Origin of the sequence: Thermosynechococcus sp. NK55a (assembly GCF_000505665.1) — a bacterium.
In the GTDB taxonomy this organism is placed as follows: Bacteria; Cyanobacteriota; Cyanobacteriia; order Thermosynechococcales; family Thermosynechococcaceae; genus Thermosynechococcus.
The window spans coordinates 1,771,353-1,783,871 of record NC_023033.1; the positions used below are offsets into that span (position 1 = coordinate 1,771,353).

The following is a 12,519-nucleotide window of genomic DNA, read 5'->3' on the forward strand; positions in this document are numbered from 1 at the left end:
CTCTAATTCACCGTCAATTCCCACCAGCCAAAACTGGGGCCGATAAAACGCACTGTTAACCAAATCACCACCAGTAGGCCAATCCCCAGCCACGTTCCTCGCGTCACCCATTTCTGAATCAGCAACAGTTGCTCCTTTTTTAGCCAGCCCCCCTGTTGTTGACCGTAGGCCTCACCGAGGGTTTCTTTGCGCCGCTTTGCCTCACCCATAGTTGCTGCGAGAACAGTTACAGTCCTTATCCTAGAGCTTTTGGGGAGCAATGGTGAGCAATCTTGACAAGTCCTTGATAAGTCTCTAGAGCAACCGCCGCCAAGGGCTTACCTTTAGGACTCTAGGACGAAGTTCACCAACTTGCCCGGCACAACAATGACTTTTTTAATGGTTTTACCCGCGAGATAGCGCTGGCCAATCTCTGAGTGCTTGGCAGCTTCCTCAAGTTCGGCTTGGCTGGCAGCGGCTGGCACTTGGATCGCGCCACGGGTTTTACCCATGACCTGAATGACAAGGGTAATTTCATCGGCAACGAGGGCAGTGGGGTCTGCTTTTGGCCAAGGCTGGCGGTGAATTGAATCAGTGCCCCCCAGTTGGTGCCAAAGTTCTTCGCTGATGTGGGGGGCAAAGGGAGCAAGGAGGGTGAGTAGGGTTTGGATGCCTTCGCTATAGACCCCAGAGGTGTAGCAGTCGGCACTGCTGAGGGCATTACTGAGTTTCATGAGTTCAGCAACAGCCGTATTCAGTTGATAGTCACCTTCAATGTCCTCACTAATTTCTTTAATGGCTGTGTGAATGGCACGGCGCAGATCTTTTTCGGCTTTGGTTAGGGTTGTGGGCAGGGGTTGCCCCAGCCGACCCCCCTTGGCTTTGAACGTTTGTACGAGTCGCCAGACGCGGTTGAGAAAGCGAAACTGCCCTTCAACGTCAGCATCGTCCCATTCCAGGTCTTTTTCGGGGGGCGCTTTGAAGAGGATAAACATCCGCGCTGTGTCGGCACCGTACTGTTGGATGACATCGCCGGGAGCAACGCCGTTGTACTTCGACTTGGACATTTTCTCATAGACCACCTCTAGGGCTTCCCCTGTGTCGGGATCGGTGGGTTGGTTGAGATCGGGGATGCGGCTGGGAATGATGTATTTACCAGTGCGCGGATTTTTGTAGGTGCGCCCTTGAACCATGCCTTGGGTGAGCAGTCGCTGAAAGGGTTCACTCACATGCACGAGCTGGCGATCGCGCAAGACTTTGGTAAAAAAGCGCGAGTAGAGCAAATGCAGAATGGCGTGCTCAATTCCCCCCACGTACTGATCCACCGGTAACCAGTCCTTGATGGCTGCGGGGTCAAAGGGGGCTTCACTGTTGCGGGCATCAGCGTAGCGGAAGTAGTACCAAGAGGAGTCAATGAATGTGTCCATGGTATCCGTTTCCCGCTGGGCCGGCCCACCACACTGCGGGCAGGGGACATCGCGCCATGCAGCAAGCTTCGCCAAGGGAGAAGGCCCGCGACCGGTAAACTCCACGTCTTCAGGGAGGAGCACCGGTAATTCTGAGCGCGGCACCGGCACTGGCCCACACTGCGGACAGTGAATGATGGGAATGGGGACGCCCCAATAGCGTTGGCGGGAAATGAGCCAATCCCGCAGCCGATACTGCACTTGCGCCCGTCCCCAGCCTTGAGCCGCTGCGTATTCGGTAATCGCTACTTTAGCTGCGGTGGAGTCCATGCCATCAAATTGACCACTGTTGATCAATCTCCCCGGCTCTGTATAGGCGGCCTTGGGGCGGGCACTGGCTTTGCCGTCTGGGGGGATAATCACTTGGCGGATGGGGAGCTTGTGGGCTTTGGCAAACTGAAAATCCCGCTCATCGTGGGCAGGTACGCCCATCACGGCACCGGTACCGTATTCGTAGAGGACATAATCGGCAATCCAAATGGGGATTGCTTCGCCGGTAAAGGGGTTTAGGGCTTTGCCGCCGGTGGCCACACCCCGTTTGGGGCGATCGCCGGCTGTACGTTCCAGTTCACTTTCCTGTTGCACACTGGCAATAAAGGCTTCGACGGTTTTGCGGCGGCGGCTCGTGGTCACCTTCAGCGTGAGGGGATGTTCTGGCGCCAGTACCACGTATGTTACGCCGTAGACGGTATCGGGACGGGTGGTAAAAACACCAATTTTCTCATTGCTGCCCACAATTGGGAATTCCAAATAGGCACCGGTGGACTGACCGATCCAGTTGGCCTGCATTAATTTCACCCGCTCTGGCCAGCCGGTCAGTTGTTCCAAGTCATTCAACAGTTCCTCAGCATAGGCGGTAATTTTCAGGAACCATTGCTTCAGCAGTCGCCGTTCCACTAAGGCCCCCGATCGCCAGGACCGTCCTTCACTGTCCACCTGCTCATTGGCCAAAACCGTTTGATCCACGGGATCCCAGTTCACCGCTGCCTCTTTCTGGTAGGCCAAGCCCGCCTCAAAAAATTCCAAAAACAGCCATTGTGTCCAGCGGTAGTAGTCGGGGTCACAGGTGGTCACCTCCCGTTCCCAATCGTAGGCGAGGCCAAGACGTTGCAGTTCTTGGCGCATTTGGCCAATATTCTGTTGTGTCCAAAGGCGGGGATGAATTCCCCGTTCAATGGCAGCATTTTCCGCCGGCAGGCCAAAGGCATCCCAGCCCATGGGGTGGAGAACGCGGTAACCCTGCATCCGCCGACAGCGGGCAATGACATCGGTAATCGTATAGTTGCGGACGTGCCCCATGTGCAGATTCCCTGAGGGGTAGGGAAACATGGAGAGGGCATAGAATTTGGGCTTTTGCGGATCGGTGTCGGTGCGATCCAGTTGGCGTGCAGCCCATTCCTGTTGCCACTTGGCCTCAATCACTTGGGGGTCGTAGCGATCGTCCACAACAGTTTTCCCGAAAGAACAGCTTATCTATTGTATCTGGATTGTATCTGGCCCCTCCCCCTCCAAGATGCTGCAACGGTGGCCTTAGCCTTCAGGTGCAGCAACTGGGCGTAGCCGATAGCCTTGACCATAGACCGTTTGAATCAGGGAGGGTTCATCCCTGTGCTCAATTTTGCGGCGTAGGAGCCGAATCTGGGCTGCCAATAGGTTGCGATTGACACAGGGCTGATCCGGCCACAGTTGACTGGCAATCAATTCATGGCTGAGCAGTTCCGTCGGGTGCTTGAGGAAGAGCGCCAAAAGTGCCGTTTCCTTTTCCGACAGGCAGATGCACTGTTGTCCCCGGTAGAGCAAACGACCTTCAACATCTAAACGCAAATCCTGCCAGCAAAGAATGGGGGCTGTACACCCCATCGCATGCCGCCGTCGCAGCAGTGCCCGTACCCGTGCTAGCAATTCCCGTAGTTCAAAGGGCTTCACCAAATAATCATCGGCACCGGCATCCAGACCGCATACCCGGTCATCGACTGTATCTCGAGCAGTGAGAAAGAGAACGGGGGTCTCATCACCTGCTTGGCGCCATCGTTGACAGAGTTCTAGCCCTGTGGGCGGGGGTACCATCCAATCCAAAATCAATAGGTGGTAGGGGCGCTGCCTTTGCCAGTAGGCTTGAGCCGTTTCACCATCATAGGCCACGTCAACGTGGTAGCCCTCTTGACGTAGGATGTGACCTAAGGGGTCGGCTAGTTCCGTTTCATCCTCTAGTAGCAGAATGTGCTCCACAATTCAATTGATGGCCGACGGACACCAAAGTTTGAGCAAGGTCTTTTTGAGTTAGGCCGCTGCTTGTAGCAATTGAGGAGGAACAGGAATTCCTGCTGCCATTGCCTCTGCTGGGAGCGTGGGTAAAAGGCGATAGCAGTAGAGAATAAATTGCTCTAACCACATTTGTAACAGATCTTGCTGCTCCTCGTTGAGGTAGCGATCGGGAGCAGACCCTTGCTCATTGTAAAAGATCTCAACCCGAATGGTGCGCAGCCAGGGATCGTTAGGGCGGCTAATCAACCAGTAATTGCGCACAAGGTCGCAACCGAGGTGATTCTGGACAATCTGGCTAGCCTTCCTAAACCATGGCAGATAGTTTTGCAGCTTTTGTAGGACTGGCGGCGTCAGCAGAGGGCGTACTGGGGATGTCACACCAAGTAGATTGAGGATTTCACCCTCTAGTGTCAAGAGGTAGGCCAAGTTGATGGGCACAGACGCCTTAGTCTGAGAGTGGCACATCAGCAGTGTTGCTAGGGTGGCACGGGTTGCTTCTGGGAGTGCCTCAATCAGAAGCAGAAGCTGGTTTTCGGTTGGCAGGGGGCTCTCAGAGAGCATTGAGGCTTGGTGTTGATAGATTTCTTGGAGTGTACTGAGGAGCGGAGGAGGTAGGCACATGGTTAAAGGAGTGAGCTCAACAAGCCCACTTTAATAATTCACTTTAATAATTTATTTACTTTTGCGGGTTTTGTAAGTTAGCGCTGCTACATTTAGTCTGAGTCAGATAATTAAAATAATCTATTTCTTCAATAGTATAGTATTTTATTTACTGATGGCGCTGTTTCTAAAACAGGGGATAGCTCAAGGGGATGAAATTCTTTTCAATTGGAGCTTTTGCTGTTTTGAGCCCGTTCTATGCAAAAAAGGGTTGTCAATCCGCTGGCGATCGCTTGCCAAGCCCCTAGACAATACGCTATGCTAAATAAGCTAAAGCAACGCGGGGTAGAGCAGTCTGGTAGCTCGTCGGGCTCATAACCCGAAGGTCCATGGTTCAAATCCATGCCCCGCCATTTCAAGTTTTAAACGAATCCCAGAGCCTACTGACTCTCGATGTCTTTGTGCCCGGCTGATGCATGGGTGTCGGCCTTGATTTGGTGCAGGGCAGCAATAAGACGCTGGCGATCGCCCTCTAGCGCTTGATCCAGTTCGGGCAAAAAGTAGTTGTCTGGCCACAGCGGTGCAAACAGAGTTACCATCGGCAAGTTGTCAATGGCAATGAAAAAGTCTGTGGGTTGAGGGCCATCAATGTGGCGGCTATTCACGCCAAAACCGGCGCGGGTATAGGTAATGGCAACGGCAGGTGCCGCAGAACGCAGCCAATCAAGGGGGGTTGGCTGACCAGTCATGGAGCGCACGAGTTGTTCCAGTTGCTCTGGGCTACCCGACCAAATGGAGGCCAAGAGGTCACGGCGGTTGTTGGGGGCAGCCCACGCCTTGAGAAAGACTGCCAGCGTTGTGGGAGCCTTGAGTGTCGTCTCCCTGGGGTTGGCCAAGGGGCGCAGCCACACAGCGAGGGGGTCAGCAGCCGAGGGCAATTCCCCTTGCCACCAGCGCAGCAGGGTTGACACCTGACGCACATAGTTTCCGGCAGGGCGATCGCTGGGAATTTCTTGCCCTAGCTGACGATAGCGCTCCGTGACCGCCTTCAGAACTGGTTGGTAAAAGGGCGCCAAAGGGGCCACCCGCCAAGCTGGACTGGTGATGAAGATGGGATGGCGCAGCACCTCAAGGGTCAAGGCTTGGGTGGCAAGTTGGGGTTGATCAGCACCAATGAGGGCTAAGCCTAGTCCCAGAAAATTCCCCCGTTTAGCGGGTACCAATTGAGCCGCTTTCACAAAGGTAGGAATTGCTGCTGCAAAATTGCCACTGCGCCAGTAAAGCCATGCCAGATTACTATAGCCAAACTCAAGGTGGGGAGACAGGGCAATGCCCTTCTCAAACTCCAGGATGGCAGTACGCAAGAGATTGCCCTGGGCCGTGGGGTTATCTGTCATCATGGCTCGTTGACCATAGTTCCAGCCCAGTTGCAGCGGATAGTAGGGTTCCCAAGGGGCGAGTTCCTGGGCATGGAAGAGCTTTTCGCTAAATTGATTCCAGTCGGGGGGGCGCGTCAAAAGTGCTAGGAAGCCTTCGCTGCTGCTGCTCCAAGCGCGATGAATGGGGGTGAGCCAAGCCGCCATTGCCACGGTGATCCCCAGACCAGCAGCCACCAGAGAGAGTGCCCAGCGGGTTCGTAACCGCTCGGGAGGGATTTGACCTTGACCACTGCGAATCAGGGTGGTTAGGAGTGTCAGTTCAATCAGAAAGAGACCACCAATACCGACGTTATCGAGCTGAAAATCCGTGAGACTGAGAACCCCATAGCCCCAAAGGGCGAGGTAGAGGGCGATCGCCAGCCGTTGTTCCCGCTCTTCTAAGTTCGGCCACCAGCGACGGTAGCGGCTGCCCCAATAGACGAGGAGCCCTACCCCTAAAGCCAAAGCGGCTGTCCCACCAATCCCCAGCTCTGCCCACAGTTGCACAGGAGTACTGTGGAGCTGATAAATCCACTCCGCTTCGCGGCCAGCCCAGCCCGGACGATAGTGCTGATACCAGAGGGGCACACTGCCCAAGCCATTCCCCCTAAGAGGGTGGGCAGCTCCCATGCGCCAGCCAACCATACTGGTAATCCAGCGGTAGGCCAGTTCGCTCCCTTGTCCGCCCTGCAAAAGAGCCGCTAAGCTGCGTCGGAGGCGATCGTTGGCCAGAGCAACCACCGCTAAGCCCACCAAAGCCAAGAATCCCCACCCAGAGCGGCGCTGGCGGCGATAGTGCCAAATCCAACCCACCCCAAGGGGAATCACCATTGCCAGCAAGCCGAGGCCGCCCCCCCGTGAAAATGTGGTGTAGAGGGTGACTAGACCCAAAAGCAGCACGGCAATCCAAAATGGGCGCGATCGCCACCACGGTTCACTGGCTTCTGCTTCAATGGCCAAAAGTCCCACCAAAGGTAACGCTAGCAGCAGATAGCCCGCCACATAGTTTTGGTGGCCAAAGGGTGCCCAGTTGCGGAGTTCCAAACTGTCCCCATTGAGGTGGGGGGGTAATCCTTGGGGGGTATCGAAAATTGCCGTGGCGATCGTTGTGCCCAACCAAAGACTTAAACTGACAAGGATCACGAGGGCAGTGAGATAGCCTTGAAAGCCCACGATTTGCCAGCGTCGCTCTGGAGTGCGCAACCAAGCCCCTAGGGGATAAAGGACAGCGATTCCCCCCAAGAGTGCCCAGCCATACCAGCGAGCCTGATTGGGAAAGGCACTCAGGGTTCCGGAAATCCCCAATGCCAACAGGAGTAACAGCACCACGCCATCAAAGCCATTCCCCAAGGGCTGCACCCGCCGTTGATAGGCCAACACCTGCAAAAACCAAAGGAGAGGCACCCCCACTGCCGCTTGCCACAGGAGTACCCAAGGCCAAGCCACCATTAGGCTGTGACTGTCCGGCAGAAGGGTAAAAAGGGCATAGCCGGCTGCGCTGAGGAGCCCCAGCAATATCCCCTCTTGCCTAGCGGCTTTTTCCTGCCAGCTTTCCCCCTGGCTCATCCAGTCTCCTCAAGTAAAGGCTGCCACGACGCGGTCCATGGCCTCAACCACATTCTCGCGGCTATTGAAGGCCGAAAGACGCAGATAACCCTCGCCCGCGGCCCCGAAGCCAGCACCGGGAGTACCCACTACAAAGCAGGTGTGCAGCAATTTATCGAAAAAGTCCCAACTACCCATACCGGCAGGTGTCTTCAGCCAAACGTAGGGGGCATTGACACCGCCATAGACCTCAAAGCCTGCTTGGGTCAGTTTTTCGCGGATAAGACGGGCATTTTCCATATAAAAGGTCACCAATTCCCGTACTTGGGCTTGGCCGGCTTCAGAATAGACGGCTTCGGCGCCCCGCTGCACAATATAGGAGACGCCATTAAACTTCGTGGATTGTCGCCGTAGCCAAAGCGACCAGAGCTGCACCACTTCGCCACCGCTGGTTTCTCCCTTGAGATCCTTGGGCACAACGGTAAAAGCGCAGCGGGTTCCCGTAAAGCCGGCATTTTTGGAGAAGGAACGGAATTCAATGGCGCACTCGCGGGCACCGGGGATTTCATAGATCGAGTGGGGAATAGCCGGATCGGTAATAAAGGCTTCGTAGGCAGCATCGAAGAAGATGATTGCTTTGTGGGCACGGGCATAGTCTACCCAGGCCTGCAAATGCTCCCGCGGGGCCACTGCACCGGTGGGGTTGTTGGGGAAGCAGAGGTAGATTAAGTCCACAGGTTCACTGGGTAGCATGGCAGTGAAGTGATTTTCAGCGGTAATTGGCAAATAGACCAGTCCAGCGTACTCCCCCCGTTCATTGGCTTCGCCCGTATGCCCTGCCATGACATTGGTATCCACATAGACGGGATAGACGGGGTCTGTAACGGCAATGCGGTTGTTGCTGCCAAAAATGTCCAGGATATTGCCGGTGTCGCACTTGGAGCCATCAGAGATAAAAATTTCACTGGCATCAATGTCACAGCCCCGCGATTGGAAGTCGTGGGCAGCAATTTTTTCCCGCAGCCAGGGATACCCCTGCTCAGGGCCATAGCCTTTGAAGGTGGCACGATCGCCCATTTCTTCGACGGCTTTGATCATCGCCTGGCGACAGGCCGCCGGCAGTGGTTCGGTGACATCACCAATCCCTAGGCGAATCAGGGGAGCATCGGGATGGGCTTGCAAAAATTGATTGACACGGCGGGCAATTTCTGGAAACAGATACCCCGCTTTGAGTTTGAGGTAGTTTGCGTTAACAAAGGCCATAGTGCGGTTGAGTGGGAACAGAAGGTCAATATATCAGGATTCGAGAATCCCTTTCAGGCGAGAGTGCGCCAATTCCAGCGCCGCGGCCAATTTTTCCGGTTGAGATCCCCCCGCTTGGGCAAAGTTGGGACGCCCCCCACCGCGCCCGCCACAGACTTGGGCAAGTTCTGCGACTAGTTGACCGGCATGCACACCCCGCTGCACAATATCCTGACTGGCAGCTACTAAGAGGTTCACTTTGTCAGCAGCAGGTTGAGTGGCCAACACCACAGCTCCACTACCCAATTTATTTAGGAGCCACTCGGCGGCGGTTTTTAGCCCTTGGGGATCCACGCCCGCCAGTGAGGCAATGAGAAGGTGGGTATTGCCGACGGCTTCAGCCTGCTCCAAGAGGGCTTGGGTCTTGGCGAGGGTCAGTTCCGCTTTGAGGTGTTCCAGTGCCTTTTGCTGGGCTTTGAGATCTGCTTGTAGTTGGCTAATGCGGTCGAGAACCTCTTCCGGTTTGGCTTTGAAGCGATCGCACAGCTCGCGGACAATGCTATCGCGCTGTTGCAAATAGTCACGCACCGCCGGGCCAGCAATGGCTTCAATGCGACGAATTCCAGCGGCCACCCCACTTTCACTCACAATCTTAAAGAGGCCAATTTCAGCGGTGTTGTGGACATGGGTGCCACCACAGAGTTCCATAGAGACACCGGGAATATCGAGAACTCGCACCTGCTCACCATATTTTTCGCCAAACATGGCGATCGCTCCCCTGGCCTTGGCTTCCTTCAGGGCCATGATATAAGTGTGGGTGGTGTGGCTTTCGCTGATCCAGGCGTTAATTTGATCTTCAATCTGTTGCAGCTCCTCATGGGTCAGGGCACGGGGACAATTAAAGTCAAAGCGCAGCCGATCAAAGGCCACCAGTGACCCCGCTTGGGAAATGTTCTCGTCAATCAGCTTTTTCAAGGCCGCCTGCAAGAGGTGCGTTGCTGTGTGGTGTGCCTGTACCCGCCGCCGACAACTGAGATTAATTTGTGCAGTCACGCGATCGCCCACCTTTAGGCTACCGCGCTCCACTTTGCCGTAGTGAACAAACAATTCCTTTTGCTTTTGCACATCGTGGATGTGCACCAGGGCATCACTGCCAGCCAAGTACCCGCGATCGCCAATTTGACCCCCCGATTCGGCATAAAAGGGGGTTTCCTCAAGGATCACCTGCACTTCCGTTCCTGCCGTTGCCGTTGTTACCGGATGACCCGCCACCAAAATCGCTGTTACTGTCGTTGTCAAACTAAACTCGTCATAGCCGCGAAACTGCGTAGGATGCAGTTGATCCGCCAGGGAATCAATCCCCTCCTGAACGGTAATATCAATAGTTTCGTGGGCTGCTTGGGAACGTTGTCGCTGCTCCGCCATACAGGCTTCAAACTCAGCCACATCCACACCAATACCTTGCTCTGCGGCAATCTCTTGGGTCAACTCCAATGGGAAGCCATAGGTATCAAAAAGAACAAAGGCATCGCGCCCTGCCAGTTGCGGTTGACTGCGTTTTTTGCCCTTAGCCTTCTTCAGGGGAGACAGCATCTCCGCCAAGAGCTTCTCACCCCGATCCAAGGTTTTGAGAAACTGTTCCTCCTCCCGCTGGAGCTCGCTGAGAATGACTGCCTGCCGCTCGCGGACATTGGGATAGACAGGGGCAGCCAGATCAATCGCCACTTGAGCAAGATCAGGGGTTACCAGCCCATTGATTCCCAACAGCCGACTATGGCGCACAATCCGCCGAATCAACCGCCGCAGGACATAGCCACGCCCCACATTACTGGCAGTGACACCATCGGCAATGAGATGAACCACCGCACGGGTGTGATCACCAATCACTTTGAGGGAGGTTTGGGTGCTGGCATTGGCTTTGGGGTACTGAATCCCGGCTCGCTGCGCGGCTGCCTCAATAATTGGGAAAATTAAGTCCGTTTCGTAGTTGTTGGGCACCCCTTGGAGCACCTGCGCCATCCGCTCCAAGCCCATACCGGTATCAATGTTTTTCGCCTTGAGGGGGGTACGGCGACCTTGGTCGTCTTGGTTCAACTCCATGAACACTAAGTTGTAGAGTTCGATGAAGCGGCCATCGTCATCGAGATTAACGTTAGCTAGCCCCTTTTCTGGATAGAAGTCGTAGTAAATCTCAGAACAAGGGCCACAGGGACCCGTCGGCCCCGCCGTCCAAAAGTTGCTCTCCTCGCCCATGCGCTGGATGCGCTCCTTGGGTAAGCCCACTTGGCGATGCCAAATGTCATAGGCCTCATCGTCATTTTCAAAGACGCTCACCAAGAGGCGTTCCGGAGCTAAACCATAAACCGTGGTCATCAGCTCCCATGCCCAAGCAATGGCCTCCGCCTTGAAGTAGTCGCCAAAGCTAAAGTTGCCCAGCATTTCAAAGAACGTGTGGTGGCGAGCGGTGCGACCCACATTTTCAATGTCATTGGTGCGCAGACATTTTTGAGCGGTGGTGGCGCGGGGCACCTTCGGCGCTTCTTGACCGAGGAAAATTGGCTTGAAGGGGAGCATGCCAGCGATCGTCAGCAGCACCGTTGGATCCTCAGGAATCAGGGACGCACTCGGTAAGATGGTGTGTCCTTTGGCCGCATAGAAATCGAGGAATTTCTGGCGAATTTGATCACCGGTGAGAGCAGTGATCGCCGACGCAGAGGGGGAGGAGGTCATTGGAGCGAAGTCTCAACGGAGCGTAATAAACGGCAAAAATACTATTCCATCATACTGGATTGTCTTGGATGTGAAATCCATGGGCGATCGCCAAGTTGAAGTCTCTACCTCCATGGCATTCGCTTAGGGAACAAACACGCCGCGTAAAAAGGTTTCCAGGTAAAGATGAATCAATTGGCGGCCAAAGAGACCGCTAAAGATGGCCGCCACTGCTAGAAAAGGGCCAAAGGGAATGGGCTGGCGGCGCTGAATCCAACCCAGGGCAATACCGAATCCCCCCATGAGGCCACCGAGGGCACAGGCCAAAAAAACGTAACAAGCAGCCCCTGCCAACCCAGCCAAGCGCCGATCATCGCTGCTAGTTTACCGTCTCCGCCGCCCATTACCTCTTGATGAAAGGCGATCGCTCCCCCCCAGCGGATCAGATCAAAAAGCCAAATGCCAATCACTGCGGCAATGATCCCCTCTGTAAGTCCTCCTAGACCCGTGGTTAAGCCTCTCACGAGCAACCCAGTGATCAACCCCCACTTCGTCAGGGGATGGGGCAGCGTCATCGTATCAAGATCAATCAAGGCCAAGGCCAAGAGCCATGCACTCAGCAGCCACAGCACCAGCGTTTGCCCCTGCCAACCACTGACAGCCACAATCAGGACATAAAGCAGTGCCGTCAACAGCTCAATCGCAGGATACCGCCAAGAAATTGGCGCATGGCAATACCGACATTGCCCCCGCAGGAATAGCCAGCCCAAAATCGGGATATTGTCCCAGGGCTTGAGCGTTGTCAAACAGATCGGGCAGCGAGACGGTGGATAGAGGAGCGATCGCCCCCTTGGCACACGGTAGATCACAACATTGAGAAAGCTTCCCACCGCTGCCCCAAGGCCAAAAACAAAGCAGTAGCTGGCAAAGGTCAAAACAGTTAGTGCATTGATAGGCGTGTTACTTCCGGCAGATGATCGTAGGGAATAAAGCATTCTTGGGGCAGCAGGACTGGCTGGCTAGTAAACAGCACATAACCCCGTAGGGTTTGCCGATTAATAGCAACACCTGCAGGCACCGTTTTTGCCCCATGAACCTGCTGGTAGAGATTATAGATGGATTGAGCAGCGGCTAATAGGGGGGTATCAACGGTTTCCATGGTTTGTAAAACTGGCACTGCCCCACTCCTCGGCAATCGAACAATGAGAAACGGTGATGTTTGGCTTTAAGTCAACCATTTAGTTCTCACCAAGTGCTCCGCCTATGCAAAAGCAGATCTGAAATCCGCCGCCTGA

General features: G+C 54.9%; 8 protein-coding genes, 1 tRNA gene and 1 pseudogene. 1 reads left to right on the top strand and 9 read right to left on the bottom strand.

Annotated features, from left to right (window positions below; all coding sequences use genetic code 11):
- Positions 1-2: 2 nt before the first annotated feature.
- The 4 genes from NK55_RS08640 to NK55_RS08655 form a co-directional block, all read right to left on the bottom strand.
- Entirely contained in the window at positions 3-209 is a 207-nt protein-coding gene (locus NK55_RS08640) for a DUF2839 domain-containing protein (protein WP_024125360.1), read from the bottom strand.
- A gap of 114 nt (positions 210-323) precedes the next feature.
- Positions 324-2,891, bottom strand: a complete 2,568-nt coding sequence (gene leuS / locus NK55_RS08645) for a leucine--tRNA ligase (protein WP_024125361.1) — start codon at positions 2,889-2,891, stop codon at positions 324-326.
- 84 nt (positions 2,892-2,975) lie between these two features.
- Complete coding sequence (locus tag NK55_RS08650; protein WP_024125362.1) at positions 2,976-3,674, bottom strand: response regulator transcription factor; 699 nt, start codon at positions 3,672-3,674, stop codon at positions 2,976-2,978.
- A gap of 51 nt (positions 3,675-3,725) precedes the next feature.
- Positions 3,726-4,331 (bottom strand): hypothetical protein, encoded by a 606-nt coding sequence (locus tag NK55_RS08655; protein WP_024125363.1) that lies wholly within the window; start codon positions 4,329-4,331, stop codon positions 3,726-3,728.
- A gap of 318 nt (positions 4,332-4,649) precedes the next feature.
- Between NK55_RS08655 and NK55_RS08660 the strand changes: the two genes are divergently transcribed.
- Positions 4,650-4,723 (top strand) — tRNA-Met (locus tag NK55_RS08660).
- 27 nt (positions 4,724-4,750) lie between these two features.
- Here NK55_RS08660 and NK55_RS08665 read toward each other — a convergent pair.
- From NK55_RS08665 to NK55_RS08685, 5 genes and pseudogenes are all read right to left on the bottom strand, one after another.
- A complete protein-coding gene (locus tag NK55_RS08665; protein WP_024125364.1) occupies positions 4,751-7,294 on the bottom strand; it encodes an O-antigen ligase family protein in 2,544 nt (847 codons plus the stop codon).
- Positions 7,295-7,303: 9 nt separating this feature from the next.
- On the bottom strand, positions 7,304-8,536 hold the full coding sequence (locus NK55_RS08670; protein WP_024125365.1) for an LL-diaminopimelate aminotransferase: 1,233 nt from the start codon (positions 8,534-8,536) through the stop codon (positions 7,304-7,306).
- A gap of 33 nt (positions 8,537-8,569) precedes the next feature.
- Positions 8,570-11,245, bottom strand: a complete 2,676-nt coding sequence (alaS, locus tag NK55_RS08675; protein WP_024125366.1) for an alanine--tRNA ligase — start codon at positions 11,243-11,245, stop codon at positions 8,570-8,572.
- 123 nt (positions 11,246-11,368) lie between these two features.
- Positions 11,369-12,219 (bottom strand): annotated as a pseudogene (locus NK55_RS08680) (prepilin peptidase).
- Positions 12,165-12,401, bottom strand: a complete 237-nt coding sequence (locus NK55_RS08685; protein WP_024125367.1) for a hypothetical protein — start codon at positions 12,399-12,401, stop codon at positions 12,165-12,167. The pseudogene NK55_RS08680 and the gene NK55_RS08685 overlap by 55 nt, the downstream one beginning before the upstream one ends.
- Between the last annotated feature and the right edge of the window lie 118 nt (positions 12,402-12,519).

Excerpts from the sequence above, each read along its gene's own strand:
- NK55_RS08665 (WP_024125364.1), bottom strand. The coding sequence starts at position 7,294 with ATGAGCCAGGGGGAAAGCTGGCAGGAAAAAGCCGCTAGGCAAGAGGGG.
- alaS (WP_024125366.1), bottom strand. The coding sequence starts at position 11,245 with ATGACCTCCTCCCCCTCTGCGTCGGCGATCACTGCTCTCACCGGTGAT.
- NK55_RS08640 (WP_024125360.1), bottom strand. The coding sequence starts at position 209 with ATGGGTGAGGCAAAGCGGCGCAAAGAAACCCTCGGTGAGGCCTACGGT.
- NK55_RS08670 (WP_024125365.1), bottom strand. The coding sequence starts at position 8,536 with ATGGCCTTTGTTAACGCAAACTACCTCAAACTCAAAGCGGGGTATCTG.
- NK55_RS08655 (WP_024125363.1), bottom strand. The coding sequence starts at position 4,331 with ATGTGCCTACCTCCTCCGCTCCTCAGTACACTCCAAGAAATCTATCAA.